The sequence below is a fragment of the Pseudomonas sp. P9_2 genome, assembly GCF_034008255.1.
In the GTDB taxonomy this organism is placed as follows: domain Bacteria; phylum Pseudomonadota; class Gammaproteobacteria; order Pseudomonadales; family Pseudomonadaceae; genus Aquipseudomonas; species Aquipseudomonas synxantha_A.
The window spans coordinates 2,049,102-2,074,769 of the sequence record NZ_CP125376.1 but is presented as its reverse complement, the minus strand read 5'-3'; the positions used below and the strand labels follow the sequence as shown (position 1 = coordinate 2,074,769).

The following is a 25,668-nucleotide window of genomic DNA, read 5'->3' as shown; positions in this document are numbered from 1 at the left end:
CCCACGGCCATGCTGATCGACGAAGAGTTCACCCTCAAGAAGCTGGAAATCTTCCTGGCGTTCATGCGCACCGGCAACCTGGCCCGCGCCGCCGCCGAGTTGCAAACCAGCAATGTCAGCGTTCATCGCGCCATCCACTCCCTGGAAAATGCCCTGCGCTGCCCGCTGTTCAAACACGAAGGTCGCAACCTCACCCCGCTGGAAAGCGCCTATGTGCTTGAAGAACGCGCACAAAAACTGGTGGCCGATGTGGTCGACAGCGTACGCCTGACCCGCGAAGCCGCCGGCTTCTCCGCTGAGCGTTTCAAGCTCGGCTCGCTGTATTCGCTGACGGTAAAAACCGTACCGCAACTGATCATGGGCCTGAAGATCCGCCGCAGCGAACTCAACATCGACCTGATCCTCGGCTCCAATTTCGACCTGCTCTACAAACTCAAGAACATGGAAGTCGACGCGATCCTCATCTCCCTCGACGAACACGCCAACGACCCCGACTGTGAGCAGATCGCCCTGTTCAGCGATGACATCTTCCTCGCCACCCCGGCCGATTCGCCTCTGGATCGCAATCTGGAAATCGACCTGGCCGACGTGCGCGACGCCACCTTCATCACCCTCACCCAGGGTTTTGCCACGCACCAGGACGGCAATCGGGTGTTCAAGCAGGCGGGGTTCGAGCCGAAGGTGGCGATGCAGGTGAACGACATCTTCACCCTGCTGAGCATGGTCAGTTCAGGGGTGGGTTATGCCTTGCTGCCGGGGCGGATTGCAGCAGTGTATGAAAACCGCGTGAAGCTGATACCGCTGCAACCCCGGTATCAGTTGCAGCAGCAGATCGGCGTGGTGTTCTTGAAGGCCAAGGAGCGTGACCCGAACCTGCTGGCGTTGTTGGCAGAGTGTCGGATGTATGCCAATCGCCAGGCTTGAAAATGCCATCGGGGGCAAGCCCCCTCTCACATTTTGACCGCATTCTCAGGTTGAAACTCGGTCAAGTGTGGGAGGGGGCTTGCCCCCGATTGCGCCCGATCAAACACCACAATCTGCAAACCTACCCCACCAACCCACGCACAATGAAGTACAGCAGCGAAGGGCCAAGCAAACACCCAAGCCCGGTATGGAACGTCGCCGTCAGCGCGCCATACGGTACCAGCCGCCGATCCGTCGCCGCCAGGCCCGCCGTCACACCACTCACGGTGCCGGCCAACCCACCGAACACCATCGCCGAACGCGGGTTATCCAGGCCCATCCAGCGTGCCGCCACCGGCGTGCCAACCATCACCAGTATCGCCTTGATCAACCCCGTTGCGATCGACAGCGCCATCACATCCGAGGTCGCGCCAATCGCCGCGCCGGTCACCGGGCCGACGATGTAGGTTACAGCGCCAGCTCCGATAGTGGTCATGCTGATCGCATCGCGATAACCAAAGGCCCAGGCCATGCTCGCGCCAACAATAAACGGCAGGATCGTGCCCAGCAGCAGTGCAATCACGCCGATCATCCCGGCCTTGCGCGCCTCGGTGGCTTGCACTTCGAACGCCGTGGCGACGATGGCGAAGTCACGCAACATCGCACCGCCCATCAGGCCGATCCCGGAAAACAGCGCAAGGTCCGCCAGGCCCTTTTGCCCACCCGTAAGCGTGCCGCCGACCCAGGCCAAGACCAGGCCGATAACAATGGCAATCGCCGAGCCATGAATGCGCCCGAACGTCAGGCGCTTGGACAGCACCACAGAAATCCACATCACCACGCCAACGAACGCGAAAGCGGTAATCAGACCGTTATGTTCCAAACCTTTTTCAATGAGGTCCCACATATCAGCGACCTCCCGCAACGAGAATCAGCGGCTCTTCGGGCGGCAAGGGCTCGCCCTTGTGGGTGCGGCTGATCAAGGCGATGGTGCAGCCACACACCACGACCGAACCAATGGCCGCGAGCACTGCAACCGGGCCGCCATGCAGCGCCGTTACTACGTTTTGCTGCGCCGCCATCGCCACCACCACCGGGATGTACATGGCGCCCCAGAAGCCCACGCCCATCTCGCAGTCCTTAGTCATGCCACCGCGCTTTTGCATCCACAACCGCGCGCAGATCAGCAGGATCATCGCGATCCCCACGCCGCCTACGTTGGATTTGACGCCCAGCAACACGCCAAGCATGTCGCCCATGATCACGCCTGCAAGCGTGCAGATCGCCAGCAATGCCACACCGTAGATAATCATTATTGTTGTCCTCAAAGTGCTCGTTCGAAATTGTTGTTTTTGTGCTTCGAAAGCCTTGGGTGCTGCTTTATCGGTGGCGGCGTTCCTCCTCTTGCAGCAGGGCCTGCAAGGTATCCAGGCGTGCGCCTTCGCAGGCGATCACCGTGCCTTGTTCGAACACGCGACGTGACAGACCAGTGAGCACCGCGCCCGGGGGCAGTTCGATTTGCAGGCGTACGCCACGCTCGTAGGCGCTTTGCACGGTGCCGCGCCAGTCGACGACGCGGCACATATTGAAAGCCAGGTCATCGCGCAGTTGCTCGGGGTTGTGGATAGGTCGCGCGCGCGTGCTGCTCAGGTAGGAGATACGCGGCGCCTTGAGTGGCACGAACGCTTGGGCAAGCACCTTGGCCGGCGCTTCCAGCAGCGCACAGTGGGACGGCACGCTCACTGCCAGACGCTTGGCGATGCCGTTGCCTTTGATGCGCTCGGCGACACGCTGCATCGCCTCATTGCTGCCGGCGATCACGGTCTGGTTGTCGGCGTTTATATTGGCCAGATACACCGGAGTTGCAGCGCTGTGGATATCTGCCAGCAAGGCTTCAACCGTGGATAAATCGGGGCCGATCAGGGCGGTCATGCCGTAGCCCTGTGGATAAGCCTGTTGCATCAGCTCGCCACGCAGGCTGACCAGTTTCAGCGCATCAGCGAAGTCCAGAGCGCCGGCGATGACGGCGGCCGGGTAAGCGCCGATGGACAGGCCCGCCACGTAGTCAGGCGTATGGCGCAACTGCTGTGCATGGGCAACGCCGACGATCAGCAGGCACAGTTGCACCGCACGCGTGCTCGCCAAGGCTTGCGCCGAATCGAGCCGACGAACATCTTCACCCAAGGCATCACTGGCTTCTTCCAGAACCTCGGCCGATAGCGCCTGGAGCATGCCCACGCGCTGGGCGCCCTGCCCCGGAAACACCATCAGGCTGCTCATGCCACGGCCTGCCAGGGGTCGAGCACAAGGTGTGCGCCGCCAACGGTTTTGAGCAGTACGCGGTGTGAGCCTGCGGCCCATTCGCGCAAGGCAACAGCACCAAACGGGGTTTGCAATTGCAGGTCAACGGCGCATGGCGCGGTGTCGAGTTTCGCCAGCAATGCACGCGCCGAGTTGCGATCAAGCGGCTCGGGCGTGCGCAGGATCAAATCCAGGTCACTCATGGCATGCAACGCTTCGACGCCGCTCGCCAATTCAAATCCGGCGCTGCCGCTGACGCCCCAGTGATACTGCGCCAACACTGGCCGCAGTTGATGGAGCGCCCGCAGCGCCGGTAAATCCCGTGGCGAGATCACCTGGCGCAAGTCTTCGGGCGCCACGCGCCGTTGCACCGCAGCAACAGGCATCACCGCCCCATAACGCTGCTCACGTAGACGCCCACGTACGCCAACCGCCACTTGACCCGCTTCGGTAATGGCGCGCCGCACCACTACTGGATGACCGGCGCTCAGCGCGTCCCGCGCCCAGGCCGGAGCGCCAGCGGGCAGATGCGCCGGCATCATGCCCCAGAGCAAATCGTGGGCGTTCACCATTGTTCCCGCAGCAGTTGACGTACGTGGCTTGAGGCGGCGCGATTAGTCGCACCGAGACGTCCTTTTAAATCGGGCTGCGCGACATCGTTGATGGCATGCACCAGGCAATCGCTGACCCGTACCACATCGTCCGGCGTCGGCTGTTCAATCTGGCTCACCGACAAGGTCTCCCAGAGCAAACCCAGGCTGGCATAGCTGTCGATGTCATAGGCCATCGGCGGCACGCTGGCGGCCAGGGCTTCCAATTCTTCGACGCTGCGCAGCGTCACCCGCGCCGCCGAAGCCTTGCCCATGGCATGCACCATCACCCCAGGGTCGCGCAGGGCAATCAAGCGATTGGCCTGGTAACCGTGGGCCAGGAATGCGCCAGACATGGCCTTGCCCACCAGCAGTGCAATCACCGGGTGGCCGGCCAGGCGTGCGCGAGCGTAGCTGTCGGCAGCGGCGGCCAGGGCCTGGTGAATGCCGAGGGCTTCTTCACGGCGACCATAGGCTTGGCTGGGCACATCGACGATGGCGATGATGGGGCGTTTGTCACCCGTCACGATGGCTTCATCGACGGCCTTGGCAAGCCCCCAACCTTCCAGCAACCCGACTTCGCCATTGCGTGCACGCGGGAAGCGGTTATTGGGGTCGGGGACCACGGCGATAAAGCGCACCGCCTGTTCACCCAATACGCCGTCTGCGACTTTCAATGAGTCCGGCAAGCCCTCTACGAGTGTCGCGCCGACGCTCAATGCGTTGAACCACTGCAACCCTCTCATGAGCGTTCTCCCTGATACAGAGCGCGAACCGTTGCGGGTTCGATTTGCGCGGTTGCGTCGAGTTCGGCCAGGCGCGACAGGTAGAAATCAGCGCGCCGGCTGCGGGGTTGTTCGGGCGCACCTTGTTGCAACAGCGCGCTCACGGTCTGCTGGATCTGCACCACATCGTCCGCCACGTAACGGTCGGCCAAGCCACTGTTGAAACGTTGCTCGCCGCCGGTAAGGCTCCAGATGAAAGGCCGGTCGCGGGAGTCGTACTCTTGCAGGCCGGCCTCCTGTTCGATGACCTGCGGGCCATTCAAACCCAGGCGCGCTTCACGGGTGACCACCAGGTAACTGCATAGCCCGGCCGCGATGGACATACCACCGAAACAACCGACACTGCCCGCCACCACACCGACCACCGGCTGGTACTGACGCAGGTCGACAATCGCAGCGTGAATATCGGCAATCGCCGCAAGGCCCAGGTTGGCTTCCTGCAAGCGCACGCCGCCGGTTTCCAGCAGCAATACGGCGCGGGTCGGGATGCCGTTGCGGTTATCCTCGGCGGCCAGTTCCAGAGCGCCTGCGATCTTCGCGCCGCCGACTTCGCCAAGGCTACCGCCCTGGAAGTTACCTTCGATCGCGGCAATCACCACCGGTAGACCAGCGACGCTGCCTTTGGCGATGACCACGCCGTCATCCGCCTGGGGCACTACGCCCTGACGGCTGAGCCACGGCGACATGACCCGTTGGAACGGGTCGATCAACTCGCGATAGGTGCCAGCATCCAGCAGCGCCTTGGCGCGCTGCCGCGCACCGAGTTCGACAAAGCTGTGCTTGGTGAGCAATTCAGTCATGGCCGACCTCCTCGAAACCTTGCTCCAGGCGCAAACGCACCACGCCGGGGGTGGCACCGAAATCGTGGATATCAATCTTCAATGCAGGCGGTGTCTGCTCCTGGAAGATGCGTTCGAACAGGTGCTGCCAACGTTGCTGCGCGCCATTCACCGAGGTCTGCACCTGGATAGTCAGCGTGCCGGCGGTGCCTGGTTCCAGCAGCACTTCGAGGTCGCCGGAACCGACACACCCCACCAGCGCACGGCCTTTTGGCGGCTGCCCGGCAGGGAATTCAAAGGATAAGGTTTCCATCACAACGCTCCGTCGAGGCGGTCGATAAACAGGCAAGCGGCCAGCAAGTCAGCAGCGCCGCCAGGGGAGGCATTCAGGGCGAGCAGTTGCTGGTCCAGGGCGTGCAGTTGGCGGCGGCCCGCAAGGGTTGCACTGCCACCGGCATCGAGCACGGCCTGGGCGCCCTGTTGCATGGTGGTCAAGCCTTCGTAGCCAGCGCGGTAGAGCACGCAGGTGTCGGCCAGCTCGGTCATGATCGCGAGCAAGGCATCCAGGCGGGCATTTTGCTCACCGGCGTTTTGCCCGCGGCTTTTATGCAATTGCGGCAGGCCGCGTTGCATCACCGAGGGGAAACCCAGCTGTGCCTCTTCGCGAGCACCGCGTGCGCCGTAGCGTTGCGCGACCTGTGCGCCATGGCTTAGTGGTTGCGGCGCAAAGCGATCGTTAATCAGCGCCAGTTTGGCTGCATTCAGCGTAACGGCACGTGGTTGCAGGGCCGCTGCAGCAGTGAGCAAACCAAGGGCCCAGATCGCACCGCGATGGGTATTTACGCCGTGGGTGGTGATGAGCATCGCTTGCTCGCCTTCACGGCCAATACGGCCGAGCGCTTCACGCAGGGGTACACCGACTTCACCAAATTCAAGGGCGGCCTCGGCCATTTCCTTGAACATCGGCCACAACGACAGCGCCGAGGCGTGCATCAGGCCCAGGTGCAAATCGCTGTGGGCGCCGTTGCCGCGCCGGTCTACCAAGGCGGGTTTAGGCGACAAATCCGCTTCATCGATCAGCGCGTCGACGGCCATATCCGCCAGGCGATCGGCCAGGCTCAGTTCATGCTGTTTGAGAGCGCGCATTTACCAGCTCCTGAATTTGGCGGGCGGGTTGTACAAGCCACCGGACCACTCCACCAGGTCGGCCACGCTCTTGGCGGCCAACAGTTCGCGGGTGGCATCGGTGCGGCGGATACCCAAGTCTTCGGGCAAGGCGATCAAGCCTTCGCGACGCATACGGGCGGTGTCCTTGGGGTTATGGCGCATACCGATTGCCGTCACCCCGGCGACGGCAGCGATCATTGCCTGGCGCTCTTCCAGGGAGCGCGCCTTGTAGAGGTAGGCGATGCCTTCTTCGGTGAGCAAGTGGGTAACGTCGTCGCCGTAGATCATGATCGGCGCCAGCGGCATGCCGCTTTTGCGTGCCACTTCCACCGCGTCGAGGGTGTCGACAAAGGTCGGTTTGCCGCCCTCCTGGAAGGTCTCGACCATTTGCACCACAAGTTTTTTGCCGCGCTCAAGCAAGGCCTCGGGCGCATCGTCATGGCGCATATCCAGCCAGGCCGGTGTGCCGTGCCGACGACCACGTGGGTCGTGGCCCATATTCGGCGCACCACCGAAACCGGCAAGGCGGCCACGGGTCACGGTGCTGGAATGCCCGTCGCCGTCGACTTGCAGGGTGGCGCCGATAAACAGGTCCACCGCGTACTGGCCGGCCAGTTGGCAGAACATGCGGTTGGAGCGCATCGAGCCGTCGCGGCCGGTGAAGAACACATCCGGGCGGGCGGCGATGTAGTTTTCCATACCCAGTTCGGTGCCGAAGCAGTGCACGCTCTCGACCCAACCGCTTTCAATCGCCGGGATCAGCGTGGGGTGTGGGTTGAGGGTCCAATTTCGGCAGATCTTGCCCTTGAGCCCCAGGGATTCGCCGTAGGTGGGCAGGATCAATTCGATGGCGGCGGTGTTGAAGCCGATGCCATGGTTGAGTGACTGCACATTGTGTTTTTCGTAGATGCCACGGATCGCCATCATCGCCATCAACACATGCACCGGTTTGATATGGCGCGGGTCGCGAGTGAACAGCGGTTCGATGTAGAACGGCTTGTCGGCCACCACCACGAAATCGACCCAGCTTGCGGGGATGTCCACGCGGGGCAAGTCGGTGACGTCATCCACCAACTGGTTGACCTGCACAATGACAATGCCATCGCTGAACGCCGCGGGTTCGATCAGCGCCGGGGTGTCTTCGGTGCTGGCGCCGGTGTAGATATTGCCGGCGCGGTCGGCCATGAAGCCGGCGGAAAGCACCACGTTGGGGATCAGGTCCACCACCAGACGCGCATAGAGTTCGATGTAGGTATGGATCGCGCCGATTTCCAGCAGGCCATCTTCCAGCAGCTGGCTGATGCGCAGGGATTGAGTGCCGGCGAAGGAAAAGTCGAGCTTGCGGGCGATGCCTTTTTCGAACAGGTCCAGGTGCTCGGCGCGCCCGACACTGGGCATGATCATGTGCAAATCGTGGAGCTTGGCCGGGTTGGCCTTAGCCAGGGAGCGCGAGAGGAAGTCGGCCTGCTTCTGGTTGTTGCCCTCCAGCACCACGCGGTCGCCTGGGAGGATCAGCGCTTCCAGGGCCTCGACGACCCTGTCGCTGGGCAACACCGCCCCGTCTGCATACTGTTTGACCAGCCCGAGCCGCCGCTGCTTCTCGTCGCGCCGCCGCGTCCAGCGCGAGTCGGGGGTGATGGTTGTTGTCATGGTCGCTCCACGGGGTTTGCTGTCGTGGGGCTGTACCTTAGGAGTGAATTCGGGGGCCATCAATCAAGCTCAGCGGCAGACCGTTACGCCTGGAGTAACAAAGCTCAAAATGTGGGAGGGGGCTTGCCCCAATGCCAGTCAGTTAAGCGGTCATCGCCTACGGTGGGAGCGAGCTTGCTCGCGAAAAACGTCAACGATAACGGGGGCTTGCTGAATGAACGCAGCGCCTGTGAGTTTTTCGCGAGCAAGCTCGCTCCTACAAAAAGTCCTTAACTGACTGACATTGGGGCAAGCCCCCTCCCACACTTGCTTAGTAGCGCCTGCTAGATAGCGGTCCCAAACAAGGACCGATCAGTCCCTATTTGGGACCGTTTGAAAATTCCGGCGAAGGGCTGATTTGCTCAAGTGCCCTATCGACCAACAACTGACCGAACTCTGCCATTTGCTGGATCCCAAGCATGACGGCGCGCTGGGAAGTGTCCAGGTCGAAAGCCAGGTTGCAGGTGAGTGCGTTGAGGGAGGACAGGGTTTCGCTGGCGTTGACCAGCAGGGTTTCGGTGTTTTGGTGGGGGTTTACGGTGAAGAGGGGTGGATTGGGGGTAGGTTTGATCATGATTTACAGCTCCGATATGTGATGGAAGCTGCCCTCTTCCGCTTGCACGCGAATCAAGGTGGCAGCTGTGCGCAGGTGTGCAAGACCGGGCATATCGGACCCCGGCAGACTCCGAAGAGTCTCCCACGCACAGCCGCCATAACGAGTACAGCAGGCATAAAAAACGCCCGTTGAATGGCTATGGGCGTTGGTGCGCCGACATGTAACCGGACTTGCACGTCCGTGTCACCGTTTTTTGCGATGACGGGACGAAGACTAGGCGTGCGGACCTCTCACCACAAGTTCATGCGCGGCCCAAAATCTTGCAGGAAAAATCCGAAGCCTTTTATGTCGAAGAGCATGCAGGAAGTTTCATACAGCGTTTTGGGGTTGTTGCTTGGAACTAGTCTTTCTAGCCTTCACGGTTGAATGCCCATAGTCGAAGGACGCACCAACATGCCGATGCACAACCCACCTCACCCAGGTGAAATTTTACTTGAGGACGTTATCCCAGCCCTGGGCATCACCATTACCGAGATGGCGCGACGTCTTGGCTTCGCCCGCGAGACTTTTTCAAGGATCTTGCATGGCCACGCCCCGGTCAGCCCGGACCTTGCCGTTCGGTTGGAACGGGCTGGCGTGAGTAAAGCCCAATTATGGTTGTCGATGCAAAGTGCCTACGACTTATGGCAGGCCGAGCATCGGGAGCAACCGGTAATTGAGCGGTTTGCGCGGATTGATTGAGATCTTGGGCCAAGCACAATTCAGTGTGGGAGCTGGCTTGCCTGCGATAGCGGTCTGTCAAATACAGATGTATTGCTGACCCACCGCTATCGCAGGCAAGCCAGTTCCCACATTGGAATTTCACAAGGCTTATGTTCAGGCCAGGCCGGACTCTACCAACAACGCTTCAAGCCCCATCAAATCCGGCACCTTCGCCACCTGCTCGCCCACCTGCACCGCCGCCAGTTCCAGCGGGCACAGCGGCACGTCCACATAGCTCAACTCGCTGTCGAGTTTGTACGAGCGGGGAATGCCCTGGATCACCAGTGCAATGAATTTCAACGTGGGCCTGCCACCCAAGGCATTCAACACTACGATCCGCGAGCGTTCGCCGGTCACGCTGGCTTCACCGCACACGGCTTCAAAGCTGATCAAGGGGATTTGCCGATCACGCCAGGTCACTTGCCGCAGGTACCACGGTGGTGCATCGCTGGCCGGTTCGCCGCGCTGGAAGTCGATCAGCTCGGCGATGGCCACGTTGGGCAGCACCAGGTGGCGGTCGGCCAGGGGCAGCAGCAGGCCGGTGAGTTGGCTGGCGCGGTGGTCAAGCATGGGACTTGCTCCAGTAGGCGATGCTTTCCAGCAGCACCGACTCTTGGTACGGCTTGCCGAGGTAGTCGTTGACGCCAATGGCCATGGCGCGGTCGCGGTGTTTCTGGCCGGTGCGCGAGGTGATCATGATGATCGGCAGGCGCATCAGGCGCGGGTCGTTGCGGATCTGGATGGCCACTTCAAAGCCGTCCATGCGCGGCATTTCGATGTCGAGCAGCATCAGGTCCGGGGTGTGTTCTTCAAGTACGGCGAGGGCGTCGATGCCGTCCTTGGCGGTGAGCACGTTCATGCCGTTGCGCTCCAGCAGGCGGCTGGTGACTTTACGCACAGTGACCGAGTCGTCCACCACCAGCACCAGCAGCGGGCGTTTTTTCAGCGGGTCGTTGAGGACCAGTGGCACATCCACTGCCTGGGCCGGCAAGGCCGGTTGGCGGGCGCGGATATGCGCCAACAGGTCGATGATCAACACCACGCGGCCATCGCCGAGAATGGTCGCCCCGGACAAGCCCTGCACCCCGGCAAACTGCGGGCCCAGCCCCTTGACCACGATCTCCCGAGTTCCGGCCATGGCGTCCACATGCACCGCCACGCGCCGTTCATTGCAGTGCACCAGCAGCACCGGCACCGGCTGATACTGGCCCAGCAGTTTCGGGCGGCTGACGGTGTGCAGCAGGTCGCCCAGGTAGAACAACTCGTAGCGCTGGCCGGCATATTCATAGTGCGGCGGGTCTTGCTGGTAGTGCCCCGCCAGCTCATGGGGCAGCACGCGCACCAAACCTTCGATGGTGTTGAGGGGAATCGCGTATTGGTCGTCTGCGCATTGCACCATCAGCGCCCGATTGACCGACACCGTAAACGGCAAGCGAATGCGAAAATGCACGCCCGCCCCCGGCGTCGAATCGATCACCATCGAACCGCCGAGTTGGCGCACTTCTTCGTGTACCACGTCCATACCCACGCCGCGCCCGGAGATCTGGGTGATTTTTTCTGCCGTGGAAAAGCCCGGCTGCAGGATGAACTGCAGCACGTCGCGGTCGCTGATGGTTTGATCCGGGCCGAGCAGGCCGCGCTTGATCGCCTTGCGTCGCACCGCTTCAAGGGGCACGCCGGCGCCGTCGTCACGCATGTCAAAGACGATGTCGCCGCCTTCGTGGGTCAGGTCCAGGGTAATGCGCCCCTTTTCCGGCTTGCCCGCCTGCAACCGCACCTCGCGCGATTCCAGGCCGTGGTCGACGGCATTGCGCAGCATATGTTCCAGTGGCGCCGCCATGCGTTCGAGCACGTTGCGGTCCATCTCGCCTTCGGCATTGCCGACGATGAACTCCACGTCCTTGCCCAGCTCTTGCGCCACTTGGCGCACGATGCGCTTGAGGCGTGGCAGCATCCGCTCGAAAGGCACCATGCGCGTGCGCATCAGGCCCTCCTGCAATTCGGTGTTGATGCGCGCCTGTTGCTGGAGCAAATCGTGGGCATCCTGATGGCGCTGCTCCAGGGTGTCCTTGAGGTCGAGCAGGTCGGAGGCCGATTCGGACAGCGCGCGGGACAGCTGCTGCAACTGCGAATGGCGATCCATTTCCAGTGGGTCAAACTCTTCGTAGCCCAGGCGTTCGGCCTCGGCCTGCTGACGACTGAGCAGGCGCCCCTGGGTTTCGCTGTCGAGCCGGCGCAATTGATCGCGCATCCGCTCGATGGTGGTTTGCACTTCATTCAATGCAATGCGCGCATCGTTGACTTGCTGCTCAATACGGCCACGGAAAATCGAGGTTTCACCGGCGAGGTTAACCAGGTCGTCGAGCAGTTCGGCGGAGATTTTCACCATGTCGGCAGCGGGGTCGACCACGGCTTCAGCCTTGCCCGCAGGCAACGCCACGGGCACCACCGGCTCTACACTGGGGTGCACCAGGCTTTTGATGCGCTCGATAAGTTTGTCCACCGCCCCCACCGGCAGCCCATCCGCTACGGCGTCGACCATCTGCGCCAAACGATCATGGCAACCTTGCAGCAGCGCAAACAGCTCTGGGGTCGGCGCCAGCAACCCGGCGGATAGCCCCTCGTAGAGAAACTCCAGCTCATGGGCCAAATCGCCAATCGGCCCGATCTCCACCATGCGCGCCCCGCCCTTGAGGGTGTGCAGGTCACGCAGCAGGGTTTCGACTTCCTGGCGGTTGCCCGGCTCGGCCTGCCAGCGCAGCAACGCGCTGCCTGAACTGTCGAGAATATCGGCGGCCTCTTCGAGGAAGATATCCAGCAATTCAGGGTCTGCACCCGAGGCCGGCGCCGCCGCAGCCGGAGTCGCCGGCGCGCTGTTCTGGCGCAGCTCACGCAGTTTGGCGATCAGCTCGGCAGCGTCGCTCAAAGGCTGCTGCTGTTGCAGTTCTTCCAGTTGCAAGGCCAACCGTTCGTGGCTGGCCATCAGCACCTGGGACAGCTCGGGGGTGTAACTGTAGCGGCGGTCCACCAGGCCCTCGTACAGGCACTCCAGCTCATGGGCCAAGTCGCCCACCGGGTCGATTTCGGCCATGCGCGCACCGCCCTTGAGGGTGTGCAGGTCCCGTTGCAGTGAGGACAACGGCGCGGCGCTTTCGGGCTCCAGCAACCAGCGCTTGAGGGACTGCCCGGCACTGTCGAGGATATCGACGGCCTCCTCAAGAAAGATGTCGACAATCTCATCATCCATGGCTGTTTGCTGATCCAACTGCGCAGTGGCAGCGCCCAGTTCCGAAATGCTCAGGGCGCGGCTGCCGTCGCTTTTGATCAGGCCGGTGGCGGACGGGTCCAGCGCGTCATCCAGCAACGCGTGCAAGGCTTGTACCCGCGCAGGCGCCGGGCTGATTTCCTGGCCGGCAGCCAGTTGGTCGAGCATGTTGATCAGCGCCTCATGAGCCTGTTCCGCCTCATGGAAAAACCGCTCGCTGACCGCCAGGCTGCTTTCTTCCACAGCGCCATACAGGTCGAGCAAGGCCTCGCACAACGCGTCGATGGCGTGCAGGTCAGCGATGTGTGCACCCTCCCCCAAGGTGGTCAGCTCATCCAGCAAGGCGGTCAGTTCCTGGCGTTCGCCGGGATGTTGCTGCCAGCGGCGCAACAGGTTGTCGGCGTCGAGCAGAATGTCCATGCCCTGGGCCAGGAAGTTGGTGATCAGATGCCGATCGCGCTTGATCGGCAGGCCGCTGCCAGGGGCTTCGAGCAACGCGGCAAGCTGCTGGTCCAACAGGCTTTGGGTGCGTCTGATCAGATCCGCCGCGCCCTGGATGGGTGCCAGGGGATCGCTGTCCAGGTCGCGCAGTCCACCCTGGAACAGCCCTTGGGCCTCCAGCAGCAACTCCACTTCGTCCAGGTCCAGGGGCAAGCGATGGGCCTTGTATTCGCGGGTCAGGTGGTCGAGGGGGCGCGCCAGTTCGGCGATGGGCAACACCCCGGCCATGTAGGCGCTGCCCTTGAGCGTATGCAGGGCGCGTTGCAGTTCATCACTGACCTGCAACGGCACCTGTTCGGCGGCGTGGTGCAGGAAGTGGTTGAGGCTGTCCAGATGGCTCTGGGCTTCGTTGCGGAAGATCTCCATCAGCATCGGGTCATGGGGCTCGCCAGCGGTTGTTGCCGCGCCACTGGCCAAGGCATGGGCGCGGGCGGCCAGGGCGTCGACTTCGTCGCGCTGGCGTTGGTCGTCGATGGCAAAATCGGCGATCAATTCCGGCAGCACGGCCACGGCCTCATCCAGCACCTGCTGCACCTCGGCGCCAAGGGCGACGCTGCGTTCCAACACACGGTTGAGCAGGTTTTCCACGGCCCAGGCCAGTTCGGCCAGCACCAGGGCACGGACCATGCGACCGCTGCCCTTCAACGTATGGAAGGCACGGCGCATTTCGCCCTGGGCGGTTTTGTCCGTACTGTTGGGCAGGTTGCGGTGCAGCACGTCGAGGACTTCGTCGGTTTCTTCGAGGAAGACTTCGCGCAGCTCATCGTCAATCGGCTCTTCACCCGCCGGCGGTGGCAACAGTCTGCCGGGGCGTTGCAGAGCCGGAGGATTAAGGCCTGACGTGGGGCTTGCCAGTGCGTCAAATTGGGATTGGCTCGGTGCCTGTTCGGTCGACAGTGCGCCATCGGGCGCGACCAATGCCTGGCGCCAGGGTTTTTCGGCCGGCAGATAACCCAGCGCCGCCAGGCTTTGGGTGGCCCGCTCCAGCACACGCTCGCCAGCGGCGTCAGGGTCCTGGAGCATGCGTTCCAGGTAATACTCCAGGCTGCTGATCACATCGGCGAACTGCTCCAGTTGCACCGGCGAAGGCGCGACGTCGCTGATCATCAACTGCTCGTCGACATAATCGGTGCAGCCGCGCATCAGGCTCGCCGCACGCGGCAACGGGATCATCGCCAGCGCGCCACGCACCTGGCTCAGCAATTGCGGCAAGGACTCCAGGCGCTGGCGGTCCCAATGGGCTTCGATGCAGTCGATCACCAGTTCCTTGGCTTGTTTGAGGCACTGGCAGGATTCAGCAATCACCAACTGATGGATCTGGGTCAGGTCGGTGGTGGGCAGCCGGCTTTCTTCGCGGCTTTGCGGCTCCACCGTGCCGATCATGCCCGCCAGCGTGGCTTCGACGTAGAGCAACGCGCCTGCCACGTCCATCAGCACCGCGTCATTGGGTTCGCGTTGCCCCTGGGCTAGGCTCAGCACGACAGCCAACTGGTCGATGATCACTTTGCGCGGCTGGCCAAAACCCAGTACGGCGAGGGTGTCGGCGATCTGCCGCAGGGGCGCCAGCAGCGCGTCGAGTTCGTCGATGTGCTGACGGTCGCTGCGTACGAACAGATCGAGGCGCTCCTTGACCCGCACCAGCTCCTCACACAAGGCACCGAGCACCGACCCCATGGCATTGCGGTCCGGCCCGGCCATTCGCGCACGCTCGGCGTCGACCACGGCGCTGTCGGGCAAAGCTTCATCCAGGCCGTAGCGCTCTTTAAGGCTTTGCATGCGCGGCGTCGGTCGGGTGACTTTGGCCACGTAAAACAACAGGCTTTTGAGCAGTTCATCCGGCGCAGGCTGATTGATGCCGCCAATGCCCTGGGCCAGCAGGCGCTTGAGTTGCTTGCCGCTGGCCTTGAGCAGGCTGCGCAGCGCCGGGCTGTTGGCGACCACGCCGGTCAACATGCCCTCGACCAGTGCCGAGGCCACCTGCCACAGCGGTAACAACGGCGCGCCCTGGCACAACGCCTCAAGGCGTGCGAACACCCGTGCCATGTCTTCCAGGTTGCTCGGGCCGTGGTCTTCACGCAGCAACCCGGCGAGGGCTTGTTGCAGCAGGGGGTGCCATTGGCGCAACTGCTCATGCAACTGCGGCGTTGCACGTTGGGCCAGTGTTTCATCAGGCAGCGGCGCGATCGACAGCAGTTGCGGGCTGAACAGGCTGGTTTCCGACAGCAGGCTTTCACCCCGCGCAGTGCGCAGGTCGTTGAGCAGCGGCAGTACCACCAGCGGCAGGTCGCGGCGGGCGCTGTGTACGCGGTCCAGGTACAGCGGCAACTGGCCGAGGGCTTGTTGCAGCAGGCGGATGCTTTCTTCGCGCTGGCTGACGCGATCGGTCTGGAGCGCCAGGGCCAGTTCCTCGATCTCTTCGGCCAACAGCGCCGCGCCGTAGAACTCGACCATTTGCAGCGCACCATGCACCTGGTGGATCCCGGCCAGGCAATTGTCGAGGGTGTCGCCGTCGCCGGTTTCAACGTAAGCGTCCAGCGCCGAACGGGCCTGTTTCAGGGTTTCGGCAATGTCGCCCTTGACCCATTCGAGGGCCACGTAGTCGTGCCGATCAACCATAACTGCTCCGCTTTGAATTCGTGGGTTGCTGGTATCTCACAAACAATGGAGATCCAATGTGGGAGCTGGCTTGCCTGCGATAGCGGTGGGTCAGCAATACATCTGTATTTGACAGACCGCTATCGCAGGCAAGCCAGCTCCCACAATTGGACTGTGGCGTTCTTCAGGTCGTATTTCAATCGTCCACCTGCTTGGGTGGCGGCAAGGTGAAACCCGACACCGACCTGCGCAACTGACTGGCCATCTTCGCCAGGTTACCAATGCTCTCGGCGGTCGCGGTCGACCCCGACGACGTCTGGGTGGTGATCTGCTGGATCACATTCATGGTCAGGGAAATCTGCCCAGCCGAAGACGTCTGCTGCTGCGCCGCATTGGAAATGCTCTGGATCAGCGCCGCCAGGGTTTTCGACACGCCTTCGATCTCTTCCAGCGCGACCCCGGCATCCTGGGCCAGGCGTGCGCCGCGCACCACCTCGGTGGTGGTCTGCTCCATGGAGATCACTGCTTCGTTGGTGTCGGCCTGGATCGCCCGCACCAGAGTTTCGATCTGCCGGGTGGCCGCCGACGAGCGCTCGGCCAGGCGTTGCACCTCATCGGCCACCACCGCAAAACCGCGCCCGGCATCGCCTGCCATGCTGGCCTGGATCGCGGCGTTGAGGGCGAGGATATTGGTCTGGTCGGCAATGTCGTCGATCAGGCTGACGATGTCGCCAATTTCCTGGGACGACTCGCCCAGGCGCTTGATGCGCTTGGCGGTATCCTGGATCTGTTCGCGAATGTTGTCCATGCCATGGATGGTGTTGTGCACCACCTCGTTGCCTTTGTTGGCGATCTCAACCGAGCGCTCTGCCACCGCTGAGGACTCGGCGGCGTTGGCCGATACCTGGTCGATCGACTGCGCCATCTGGTTGATCGCGGTAGACGCTTCGGCAATCTGCTGCGCTTGATGCTCCGACGCCTGGGCCAGGTGCATGGCGGTGGCCTGAGTGTCTTGCACCGCACCGGCGACTTGCCCGGCCGTCAGGTTGATGGTGGCGACCAGGTCGCGCAATTGGTCCACGGAGTAGTTGATCGAATCGGCGATGGTGCCGGTGAAGTCTTCGGTAACCGAGGCGGTGACGGTGAGGTCGCCGTCGGCCAGGTCTTCGATTTCATCCAGCAGGCGCATGATCGCGTTCTGATTGCGCTCGTTCTTCTCGGCGGTTTCACGCAGTTGGCGGTTGGTTTCGCGCACCATCACCAGGCCGATCAGGATGATCGAGGCCAGCGCCAACAGGCCCAGCAGATAGCCGCCGATGGTGTCGAAACTGCGCCCGCCGGCGAGGTTTTCAAAACCGGTGGCCAGGTGCGAGGCTTCATCGAGCAGGGTTTGCGACAGGTTGAAGATATGGCTCGCCGAAGCCCGCACCTGGAACAACTGCGGCGAGGTTTCGAGGATTTCATCCACGGAGCCTGAGACAAACTCGAACAGCTCTGCAATCTCCGCCAACCGCGTACGGGCGTCAGGGTCTTCGACCTGAGTGATACGCAGCCCGGGGTTGCCGTTGAGCATACCGTTGAGCACCACGCCAAAACGGTTGGCGTCGCGACCGAAGGCATCGGCGGCCTGCACGGCGGTTTCATCGCCCGCAAGCACGGTGTTGACCGCCCCCAGGATCCGCTCGGCCAGCAGCGACTGGCGCTGGGCCAACGCCACCTGGCTGGCCGGGGCGCCGCGTTGCAGCAGGATATCGACGACCTTTTCCGACTCCATCTGCAGTTGCGGCACGGTTTCGGCCAGGGTCGCAGCCACCTGATGCAGGGACAGAACGGTCTGTTCGCTGGCGAGGATCGCATCGGTGTTTTTCAGCAGCGCTTCCCAGTCGGTCTGCACCGCACGCATTTCGGCGCGTACCGCGCTGGGTGCGGCGGGCAAGCCGGTTTGCGGATCACCCTTTTTCAGGTAGCCCCAGCGCTGGGCAAAATCGTTGCGCGCCTCGCCCAACAGCTTGAACGCGGCGGCCTTGCCGGCGGCGGCTTCGGTGGCGTTCTTGGCAATGCGCTGGGACAGCACGCGCAGCTCACCGGCGTGGCCGATGTACTGCTTGTCGTAGGTGGACTGGGTGTTGAGGTACGCAAAGTTGGCGAACAGCAACATGATGAACACGATCAAGGCGATAAACAGCACAATGATCTGCGAACGGCTGCGCGAAGCGGCCTGGGGTTTGGGCGTGGTAACGGTGCTCATGCGGCGACATCCATGAAGCCAGGGGCCTGGGCCAAAGCGAAGGGGCTGAAGACTTGCCACTGCGGGTCGCCGTCGAACTGGCCCTGGATAAACGGCGCGCCGGACGCGGTGCTGGCTATCCAGGCATCCAATGGGAAGTGCTGCATACCGACCACTTCGTCTACCAGCAGCCCGACAAACACGTCATTGAACTCCACGACCAACACCCGCCTTTGCTTGCGCGCCTTGGACAACTCAAGGCCAAGGAAACCGCCCAGGTCCAGCACCGGCAGCAAGCGCCCGCGCAGGTTGGCCACGCCCTTGACCCAGGGTTTGACCCCCGGCATCAAGGTGCAGCGCGGTTCATGCAACACCTCGGCGACCTCGCCCATGGGCGCCACGTACCAGTGTGGCCCCAGGCGAAAGCCGATACCGCTCCAGCGTTGCAGGCGGGTTTCCTGGGACGGCAGGTCGGCGGCCAGCAGGCGGCAACGGCGGTCGATGTCCAGCAGCAGCTCGAAAGCAGTTTGCGACTCGGTCATGATCGCGAGCCTTTAGCCGGCCAGTACCTTGTTCAGGGTGGCGATCAGTGTGTCTTCGTCCACCGGCTTGGTCAGGTAATCCTTGGCGCCCTGGCGTGCACCCCAGATCTTGTCGGTTTCCTGATCCTTGGTGGTGATGATGATGATCGGAATACCGTTGGTTTCCGGCTCCTTGGACAACTGGCGCGTGGCCTGGAAGCCGTTGAGGCCCGGCATCACGATGTCCATCAACACGGCGTCGGGCTTTTCCTGACGGGCCAGCGCTACGCCGTCCGCGCCGTTTTCGGCTTTCAGGACTTGATGGCCGTGCTTTTCCAGCATGCCGGTCAGTTTGTACATTTCAGTCGGCGAGTCGTCGACGATCAGAACACGTGCCATGGTTTTCCCCACTACATTGGTCGGCGCCGGCCCTTGTGAGGTGGCGTCAGTGTGCTTGTTCTACTGCGGCGAAGGCAGGCACATAGGCCTTGATCGCACCCAGCAGTTCTTCCTTGCTGAAAGGCTTGGTCAAAAATTGATCGACACCCACGATGCGCCCCTTGGCCTTGTCGAACAGGCCATCCCTGGAGGACAACATGATCACCGGGATCGCCTTGAACGCCGGGTTGTTCTTCACCAGGGCGCAGGTCTGGTAGCCATCCAGGCGCGGCATCATGATGTCGACAAAGATAATGTGCGGGTGATGATCCACAATCCGCGCCAGGGCATCGAAACCGTCGATGGCGGTGATGACCTCGCACCCCATGTTCTTCAACAGTGTCTCGGCGGTGCGGCGGATCGTTTTCGAATCGTCGATCACCATCACTCTCAAGGCGTTGGAATGCTGTTCCATATCTGCTCTACCATCGCCACAGCGAATCGGTTTTCGGTGTGTACTGCCTGATGTTGCACAGGATGAGCGCCGCAAGCCTTGGAATTCAAGGGCTGCTACGCCGTGGCAGTCTTTTTAGCACAGTCTCCGGGCGCAATCTATCGAGGCACCCACCCGGTGGTTTTTCCTTGACCCACAACAACCACAGCGCCACTCTGACGCCACTTTTATGCGCCCTAATTTGCTAGAGGAAACCCCCCATGAGCGTTCGCGTCGGCATTGTCATGGACCCTATCGCCAGCATTTCCTATAAAAAGGACAGCTCGCTGGCCATGCTCCTGGCCGCCCAGGCCCGCGGCTGGACGTTGTTCTATATGGAACAGCACGACCTGTACCAGGGCGACGGCGAGGCGCGGGCGCGGATGCGTCCGTTGCAGGTATTCGCCAACCCCGAGAAATGGTTCGAGCTTTCGGATGAAATCGACAGCCCCCTGAGCGACCTCGATGTGATCCTGATGCGCAAGGATCCGCCGTTCGACATGGAGTTTGTGTACTCCACCTACCTGCTGGAGCAGGCCGAACGCGCCGGCGTGTTGATCGTCAACAAGCCGCAGAGCCTGCGCGATTGCAATGAAAAGCTGTTTGCCACCCTGTTCCCGCAGTGCACGCCGCCGACCGTGGTCAGCCGCCGCGCCGATGTACTGCGTGAATTCGCTGCCAAGCATGGCGATGTGATCCTCAAACCGCTGGACGGCATGGGCGGCACTTCGATCTTCCGCCACCGCGCTGGCGACCCGAACCTGTCGGTGATCCTCGAAACCCTGACTGCGCTGGGCACCCAGCAGATCATGGGCCAGGCTTACCTGCCGGCGATCAAGGACGGCGACAAGCGCATCCTGATGATCGACGGCGAGCCGGTGGACTACTGCCTGGCGCGCATCCCGGCAGCGGGCGAGACCCGTGGCAACCTGGCGGCCGGTGGTCGTGGTGAAGCACGGCCGTTGTCGGACAAGGACCGCTGGATCGCCGCTCAAGTTGGCCCGACCCTGCGGGAAAAAGGTCTGCTGTTTGTCGGACTCGACGTAATTGGTGAGAACCTCACGGAAATCAACGTCACCAGTCCAACCTGTATTCGCGAGATCGACAATGCATTTGGCACGAACATCGGCGAAATGCTGATGGCCGCCATTGAGCGCAAGCTACAAGCCAAGTGACATAGAACAGCCGGACACACACCAACATTGCGTTATCATGCGCAACCTGTGAAACGCGCGATGTTGGTTTTCTTGTCATGACACTCCCGTCCGAACTGCCCCCAGAACTCACCCATCAAGGCGTGCGCCCGGCTGATCGGCTCGGATTTACCCTGTTTCTCGCCGCATTGATTCACCTCGCCTTGTTGCTGGGCGTGGGCTTCACCATGGTCGAGCCCAAGCAGATCACCAAGACCCTGGAAATCACCCTCGCTACGTTCAAAAGTGAGAAGAAGCCCGAAAAGGCCGACTTTCTTGCCCAGGACAACCAGCAGGGCAGCGGTACGCTCGACAAGAAAGCCGTGCCCAAGACCACTGAAGTAGCGCCCTTCCAGGACAACAAGGTCAATAAGGTCACCCCGCCGCCGGTGCCCAAGCCCGAGGTCAAGCAGGCAACGCCCAAGGCCGCCGTGACCACCGTTGCGCCCAAGCCGCAAAAGGCCCCGACCCAGCGCGAAAAAACCAGGACTGAACCCAAGCCCGAGCCGGTGAAGCCCGCGCCAACCTTCGACAGTTCGACGCTGTCCGACGAAATTTCCAGCCTGGAAGCCGAACTGGCTCACGAACAACAGCTGTATGCCAAGCGCCCGCGCATCTACCGCCTGAACGCCGCGTCGACCATGCGCGACAAAGGTGCCTGGTATAAAGACGAGTGGCGCAAGAAGGTCGAGCGCATCGGCAACCTCAATTACCCGGACGAAGCCCGGCGTCAGCAGATTTATGGCAACTTGCGCTTGCTGGTATCGATCAACCGTGACGGTTCGCTCTATGAAGTGCAGGTGCTGGAGTCCTCCGGCCAACCGCTGCTGGACCAGGCCGCCCAGCGCATCGTGCGCCTGGCCGCGCCTTTTGCGCCGTTCAGCGGCGACTTGAATGACGTGGACCGCCTGGAAATCATCCGCACCTGGAAGTTTGCCAAGGGCGACCGGCTGTCCAGCAACTGACACCGCTCCTACACTTGTCAGTTCGCCCCTCCAACGCCACACTAGCGGACATGAAAAACGTCAGCCCGACCTACCTCAAGCACCAATTCCTGATCGCCATGCCCCATATGGCCGACCCGAACTTTGCGCAGACCTTGACCTACATCGTCGAGCACACGGCCAATGGTGCCATGGGGCTGGTGGTCAACCGTCCACAGGAGCTGAGCCTGGCCGATATCCTTGAGCAATTGCGCCCGGAACTCGACCCACCAACCCGCTGCCAGGATGTGCCGATCTATATCGGCGGGCCGGTGCAGACCGATCGCGGCTTTGTGTTGCACCCCACCGGGCCACAATACCAGGCCACGGTGGATCTTGAGGGCGTGTCACTGTCCACGTCTCAGGACGTGCTGTTCGCGATCGCCGATGGCGTCGGCCCTGAGCAAAGCCTGATTACCCTGGGCTACGCCGGTTGGGAAGCCGGGCAACTGGAGGCCGAGCTGGCGAGCAATGCCTGGCTGACCTGCCCGTTCGACGCCGACATCCTGTTCAACACCGCCAGCGAACTGCGCCTTGATGCTGCCGCTGCCAAGCTGCGGGTCAACCTCAGCCTGTTGACCAGCCAGGCGGGGCACGCCTGATGGCCTTGCGTCTGATCCTGGGTTTTGACTACGGCACCAAACAGATCGGCGTAGCGGTCGGCCAGGTTATTACCGGACAGGCCCGGGAGCTGTGCACCTTGAAGGCCCAGAACGGCATACCGGACTGGAACCAGGTTGAAGCCCTTATCAAAGAGTGGAAGCCCGACGCTGTGGTGGTCGGCCTGCCCCTGAACATGGATGGCACCCCCAGCGACATGTGCCTGCGCGCCGAAAAATTCGCGCGCCGCCTCAATGGCCGCTACAACCTGCCCTTCTATACCCACGATGAGCGCCTGACCACCTTTGAAGCCAAGGGTGAGCGTCGTGACCGCGGCGGGCAGAAGGGCAGTTACCGCGACAACCCCGTGGACGCCATCGCCGCCGCCTTGCTGTTGCAGGGTTGGCTGGATGAAAACACCGCTTTATTTGAATCCTGACCCGCCGCGATCCTGTGGGAGCGGGCTTGCCCGCGAAGAACGTTAACGATACCGCGTGAAGGCTGGATGAACGCGGTGACCATGAGTTTTTCGCAAGCAAGCTCCCTCCTACACACTTAAAAAGGAGCCCCCATGAGCCTGCCCAATCCCGCCGAACTGATCAGCCAGATGGCATTACGCCTCAAGGCGCACCTGGAACACCGCGGCATCAGCGAACCGCGCTTTATCGGCATCCGCACCGGCGGTGTCTGGGTAGCCCAGGCGTTACTGGAAGAACTGGGCAGCGATTCGCCCCTGGGTACGCTGGACGTGTCCTTCTACCGCGACGACTTCAGCCAGAACGGCCTGCACCCACAGGTGCAACCTTCGGCCCTGCCATTCGAGGTTGAGGGCCAGCACCTGATCCTGATCGATGACGTATTGATGAGCGGCCGTACCATACGCGCCGCCATGAACGAACTGTTCGATTACGGGCGCCCGGCCAGCATTACGTTGGTCTGCCTGCTGGACCTGGATGCTGGCGAATTGCCGATCAGCCCGGATGTCGTGGGCGCAACACTGTCTTTGCAAGCCCGGCAGCGGGTAAAATTGTCCGGTCCCACGCCGCTCGAACTCGAACTGCAAGACCTTGCCCTTTAAACCGCCTTGTACAGAGTCCCCGCGATGACGCCTCTAGATGCCAAGCGCCCGCTGCAGCTCAATGCTCAGGGCCAGTTGCAACATTTCTTGTCCCTCGACGGTTTGCCCCGCGAACTGCTCACCGAAATCCTCGATACCGCCGATTCGTTCCTTGAAGTCGGCGGCCGGGCGGTGAAGAAGGTGCCGCTGTTGCGCGGCAAGACCATCTGCAATGTGTTCTTCGAGAACTCCACCCGTACCCGCACCACCTTTGAACTGGCAGCCCAACGGCTGTCGGCCGACGTGATCACGCTGAACGTGTCCACCTCGTCGGCGAGCAAGGGCGAGACCCTGCTCGACACCCTGCGCAACCTCGAAGCCATGGCCGCCGACATGTTCGTGGTCCGCCACGGCGACTCCGGCGCCGCGCACTTCATCGCCGAGCATGTGTGCCCGCAGGTCGCGGTCATCAACGGCGGCGACGGCCGCCACGCCCACCCGACCCAGGGTATGCTCGACATGCTCACCATCCGTCGGCACAAGGGCGGCTTTGAAAACCTCTCGGTGGCCATCGTCGGCGATATCCTGCACTCCCGTGTAGCACGCTCGAACATGCTGGCCCTCAAAGCCCTGGGCTGCCCGGATATCCGCGTGATCGCGCCGAAAACCCTGCTGCCCATCGGCATCGAACAGTATGGCGTGAAGGTCTACACCGACATGGCCGAGGGCCTCAAGGATGTGGACGTGGTGATCATGCTGCGTCTGCAACGCGAGCGCATGGCCGGTGGCTTGCTGCCCAGCGAAGGCGAGTTCTACCGCCTGTTCGGCCTGACCACCGCCCGTTTGGCCGGGGCCAAGCCGGATGCCATCGTGATGCACCCGGGGCCGATCAACCGCGGGGTGGAGATTGAGTCGGCGGTGGCCGATGGCCCGCAGTCGGTGATCTTGAACCAAGTGACCTACGGCATCGCGGTACGCATGGCCGTGCTGTCCATGGCCATGAGCGGGCAGACCGCGCAACGTCAATTCGAGCAGGAGCAGGCCCAGTGAAGCTCAGCATTCTCGGCGCCCGAGTCATCGATCCAGCCAGTGGCCTGGACCAAGTTACCGATCTTTATCTGGACGCCGGCAAGATCATCGCCATTGGCGCCGCACCTGCCGGCTTCAACGCCATCGAAAGCATCGACGCCAAGGGCCTTGTAGCCGCGCCCGGGCTGGTGGACCTGAATGTCGCCCTGCGCGAACCGGGCTACAGCCGCAAAGGCAACATCAACAGCGAAACCCAGGCCGCTGCGGCCGGTGGCGTGACCAGCCTGTGCTGCCCGCCGAACACCAAGCCGGTGCTGGACACTTCGGCGGTGACCGAGCTGATCCTGGACCGCGCCCGTGAAGCCGGCAATTGCAAGGTGTTTCCCGTCGGCGCCCTGAGCAAAGGCCTGGATGGCGAACAACTGGCCGAACTGATCGCACTGCGCGATGCCGGTTGCGTGGCCTTCAGCAACGGCTTGGAAAGTTTTCGCAGCACCCGCACGCTGTGCCGTGCCCTGGAATACGCGGCCACCTTCGACCTGACGGTGATCTTCCACTCCCAGGACCGCGACCTGGCCGAAGGCGGCCTGGCCCATGAAGGGGCAGTCGCCAGCTTCCTCGGCCTGCCGGGCATCCCGGAAACCGCCGAAACCGTGGCCCTGGCCCGTGACCTGTTGCTGGTGGAGCAAAGCGGCGTACGCGCACACTTCAGCCAGCTGACCAGCGCCCGCGGCGTTGCCCTGATCGCCCAGGCCCAGGCCCGTGGCTTGCCAGTGACGGCGGATGTGGCGTTGTACCAATTGATCCTGACGGATGAGGCGCTGATCGACTTTTCCAGCCTGTATCACGTGCAACCTCCCCTGCGAACCAAGGCCGACCGTGACGGTTTGCGCGCGGCAGTGAAGTCGGGGGTGGTGTCGGCGATTTCCAGCCATCACCAGCCTCACGAGCGTGACGCCAAGTTGGCGCCATTTGGCGCAACCGAGCCGGGTATCAGTAGCGTGGAGTTGTTGTTGCCGCTGGCGATGACGTTGGTGGAAGACGGCTTGCTCGACCTGCCGACGCTATTGGCCCGCCTGAGCGCCGGCCCGGCCGACGCCCTGCGCTTGCCGGCGGGCAAGCTTGAAGTCGGTTCGCCAGCGGACCTGGTGCTGTTTGACCTGGGCAGCTCGACGGTGGCAGGGGAGCGTTGGTTGTCCAAGGGTGAAAACTGCCCGTTCATTGGCCACAGCCTGCCGGCGACGGTGCGCTACACCTTGATGGATGGGCGGATCAGCTACCAGGCCTGATGCTG

The 25,668-nt window shown here is 62.4% G+C and carries 25 protein-coding genes; 9 read left to right on the top strand and 16 right to left on the bottom strand.

Features of this window, described 5'->3' with window-relative positions; translation table 11 throughout:
• Positions 1-9 precede the first annotated feature (9 nt).
• Positions 10-924: a LysR substrate-binding domain-containing protein gene (locus QMK52_RS09145; RefSeq protein WP_320404028.1), complete on the top strand. Its 915-nt coding sequence runs from the start codon at positions 10-12 to the stop codon at positions 922-924.
• A 121-nt stretch (positions 925-1,045) separates the two neighbouring features.
• On the opposite strand, the gene madM is transcribed toward QMK52_RS09145, so the two are convergent.
• The 10 genes from madM to QMK52_RS09095 all read right to left on the bottom strand — a co-directional run bounded on the left by madM (position 1,046) and on the right by QMK52_RS09095 (position 8,788).
• On the bottom strand, positions 1,046-1,810 hold the full coding sequence (gene madM / locus QMK52_RS09140; protein WP_046069909.1) for a malonate transporter subunit MadM: 765 nt from the start codon (positions 1,808-1,810) through the stop codon (positions 1,046-1,048).
• Position 1,811: 1 nt separating this feature from the next.
• Positions 1,812-2,216, bottom strand: coding sequence for a malonate transporter subunit MadL (gene madL / locus QMK52_RS09135; RefSeq protein ID WP_046069910.1), 405 nt, complete (start codon positions 2,214-2,216; stop codon positions 1,812-1,814).
• A 67-nt stretch (positions 2,217-2,283) separates the two neighbouring features.
• The gene (gene mdcH / locus QMK52_RS09130) at positions 2,284-3,183 is read right to left on the bottom strand and encodes a malonate decarboxylase subunit epsilon (protein WP_005792237.1); all 900 of its coding nucleotides are present in this window, start codon (positions 3,181-3,183) and stop codon (positions 2,284-2,286) included.
• Positions 3,180-3,776, bottom strand: coding sequence for a malonate decarboxylase holo-ACP synthase (locus QMK52_RS09125; RefSeq protein ID WP_320404027.1), 597 nt, complete (start codon positions 3,774-3,776; stop codon positions 3,180-3,182). The genes mdcH and QMK52_RS09125 overlap by 4 nt, the downstream gene beginning before the upstream one ends.
• On the bottom strand, positions 3,770-4,540 hold the full coding sequence (gene mdcE, locus QMK52_RS09120; RefSeq protein WP_005792239.1) for a biotin-independent malonate decarboxylase subunit gamma: 771 nt from the start codon (positions 4,538-4,540) through the stop codon (positions 3,770-3,772). The genes QMK52_RS09125 and mdcE overlap by 7 nt, the downstream gene beginning before the upstream one ends.
• Positions 4,537-5,379 carry a biotin-independent malonate decarboxylase subunit beta gene (locus QMK52_RS09115; protein ID WP_320404026.1) on the bottom strand — a complete coding sequence of 281 codons (843 nt, stop codon included), beginning with the start codon at positions 5,377-5,379 and terminating at the stop codon, positions 4,537-4,539. The genes mdcE and QMK52_RS09115 overlap by 4 nt, the downstream gene beginning before the upstream one ends.
• On the bottom strand, positions 5,372-5,671 hold the full coding sequence (locus QMK52_RS09110) for a malonate decarboxylase subunit delta (protein WP_005792241.1): 300 nt from the start codon (positions 5,669-5,671) through the stop codon (positions 5,372-5,374). Before QMK52_RS09110 ends, QMK52_RS09115 begins: the two co-directional genes overlap by 8 nt.
• Complete coding sequence (locus QMK52_RS09105; RefSeq protein ID WP_005792242.1) at positions 5,671-6,504, bottom strand: triphosphoribosyl-dephospho-CoA synthase; 834 nt, start codon at positions 6,502-6,504, stop codon at positions 5,671-5,673. The genes QMK52_RS09110 and QMK52_RS09105 overlap by 1 nt, the downstream gene beginning before the upstream one ends.
• Positions 6,505-8,175 carry a malonate decarboxylase subunit alpha gene (gene mdcA / locus QMK52_RS09100; protein WP_320404025.1) on the bottom strand — a complete coding sequence of 557 codons (1,671 nt, stop codon included), beginning with the start codon at positions 8,173-8,175 and terminating at the stop codon, positions 6,505-6,507.
• 358 nt (positions 8,176-8,533) lie between these two features.
• The gene (locus QMK52_RS09095) at positions 8,534-8,788 is read right to left on the bottom strand and encodes a DUF6124 family protein (RefSeq protein ID WP_005792244.1); all 255 of its coding nucleotides are present in this window, start codon (positions 8,786-8,788) and stop codon (positions 8,534-8,536) included.
• Between the two features lie 435 nt (positions 8,789-9,223).
• Between QMK52_RS09095 and QMK52_RS09090 the strand changes: the two genes are divergently transcribed.
• Positions 9,224-9,511 carry a HigA family addiction module antitoxin gene (locus QMK52_RS09090; protein WP_005792245.1) on the top strand — a complete coding sequence of 96 codons (288 nt, stop codon included), beginning with the start codon at positions 9,224-9,226 and terminating at the stop codon, positions 9,509-9,511.
• Between the two features lie 135 nt (positions 9,512-9,646).
• Here the strand turns inward: QMK52_RS09090 and QMK52_RS09085 are convergent, their stop codons facing one another.
• The 6 genes from QMK52_RS09085 to pilG all read right to left on the bottom strand — a co-directional run bounded on the left by QMK52_RS09085 (position 9,647) and on the right by pilG (position 19,494).
• Positions 9,647-10,102 carry a chemotaxis protein CheW gene (locus QMK52_RS09085; protein ID WP_005792246.1) on the bottom strand — a complete coding sequence of 152 codons (456 nt, stop codon included), beginning with the start codon at positions 10,100-10,102 and terminating at the stop codon, positions 9,647-9,649.
• On the bottom strand, positions 10,095-15,914 hold the full coding sequence (locus tag QMK52_RS09080) for an Hpt domain-containing protein (protein ID WP_320404024.1): 5,820 nt from the start codon (positions 15,912-15,914) through the stop codon (positions 10,095-10,097). The genes QMK52_RS09085 and QMK52_RS09080 overlap by 8 nt, the downstream gene beginning before the upstream one ends.
• A 175-nt stretch (positions 15,915-16,089) precedes the next feature.
• Positions 16,090-18,141, bottom strand: coding sequence for a methyl-accepting chemotaxis protein (locus QMK52_RS09075; protein WP_005792250.1), 2,052 nt, complete (start codon positions 18,139-18,141; stop codon positions 16,090-16,092).
• The gene (locus tag QMK52_RS09070; RefSeq protein ID WP_005792252.1) at positions 18,138-18,662 is read right to left on the bottom strand and encodes a chemotaxis protein CheW; all 525 of its coding nucleotides are present in this window, start codon (positions 18,660-18,662) and stop codon (positions 18,138-18,140) included. Before QMK52_RS09070 ends, QMK52_RS09075 begins: the two co-directional genes overlap by 4 nt.
• Before the next feature lie 12 nt (positions 18,663-18,674).
• Positions 18,675-19,040 (bottom strand): twitching motility response regulator PilH, encoded by a 366-nt coding sequence (gene pilH, locus QMK52_RS09065; protein WP_003234583.1) that lies wholly within the window; start codon positions 19,038-19,040, stop codon positions 18,675-18,677.
• A gap of 46 nt (positions 19,041-19,086) precedes the next feature.
• On the bottom strand, positions 19,087-19,494 hold the full coding sequence (pilG, locus tag QMK52_RS09060; protein WP_005792254.1) for a twitching motility response regulator PilG: 408 nt from the start codon (positions 19,492-19,494) through the stop codon (positions 19,087-19,089).
• 239 nt (positions 19,495-19,733) lie between these two features.
• Here pilG and gshB point away from each other — a divergent pair, with 239 nt between their 5' ends.
• From gshB to QMK52_RS09025, 7 genes are all read left to right on the top strand, one after another.
• Positions 19,734-20,687, top strand: coding sequence for a glutathione synthase (gene gshB, locus QMK52_RS09055; protein ID WP_320404023.1), 954 nt, complete (start codon positions 19,734-19,736; stop codon positions 20,685-20,687).
• Between the two features lie 77 nt (positions 20,688-20,764).
• On the top strand, positions 20,765-21,670 hold the full coding sequence (locus QMK52_RS09050) for an energy transducer TonB (protein WP_122735896.1): 906 nt from the start codon (positions 20,765-20,767) through the stop codon (positions 21,668-21,670).
• Positions 21,671-21,720: 50 nt separating this feature from the next.
• The gene (locus QMK52_RS09045) at positions 21,721-22,290 is read left to right on the top strand and encodes a YqgE/AlgH family protein (RefSeq protein ID WP_005792257.1); all 570 of its coding nucleotides are present in this window, start codon (positions 21,721-21,723) and stop codon (positions 22,288-22,290) included.
• The gene (gene ruvX, locus QMK52_RS09040) at positions 22,290-22,727 is read left to right on the top strand and encodes a Holliday junction resolvase RuvX (RefSeq protein ID WP_005792259.1); all 438 of its coding nucleotides are present in this window, start codon (positions 22,290-22,292) and stop codon (positions 22,725-22,727) included. Before QMK52_RS09045 ends, ruvX begins: the two co-directional genes overlap by 1 nt.
• Before the next feature lie 132 nt (positions 22,728-22,859).
• Positions 22,860-23,366, top strand: a complete 507-nt coding sequence (gene pyrR / locus QMK52_RS09035) for a bifunctional pyr operon transcriptional regulator/uracil phosphoribosyltransferase PyrR (protein ID WP_005792260.1) — start codon at positions 22,860-22,862, stop codon at positions 23,364-23,366.
• A 24-nt stretch (positions 23,367-23,390) separates the two neighbouring features.
• Positions 23,391-24,395 (top strand): aspartate carbamoyltransferase catalytic subunit, encoded by a 1,005-nt coding sequence (locus QMK52_RS09030; protein ID WP_005792261.1) that lies wholly within the window; start codon positions 23,391-23,393, stop codon positions 24,393-24,395.
• Positions 24,392-25,663 carry a dihydroorotase gene (locus tag QMK52_RS09025; RefSeq protein WP_005792263.1) on the top strand — a complete coding sequence of 424 codons (1,272 nt, stop codon included), beginning with the start codon at positions 24,392-24,394 and terminating at the stop codon, positions 25,661-25,663. Before QMK52_RS09030 ends, QMK52_RS09025 begins: the two co-directional genes overlap by 4 nt.
• Positions 25,664-25,668: the final 5 nt, after the last annotated feature.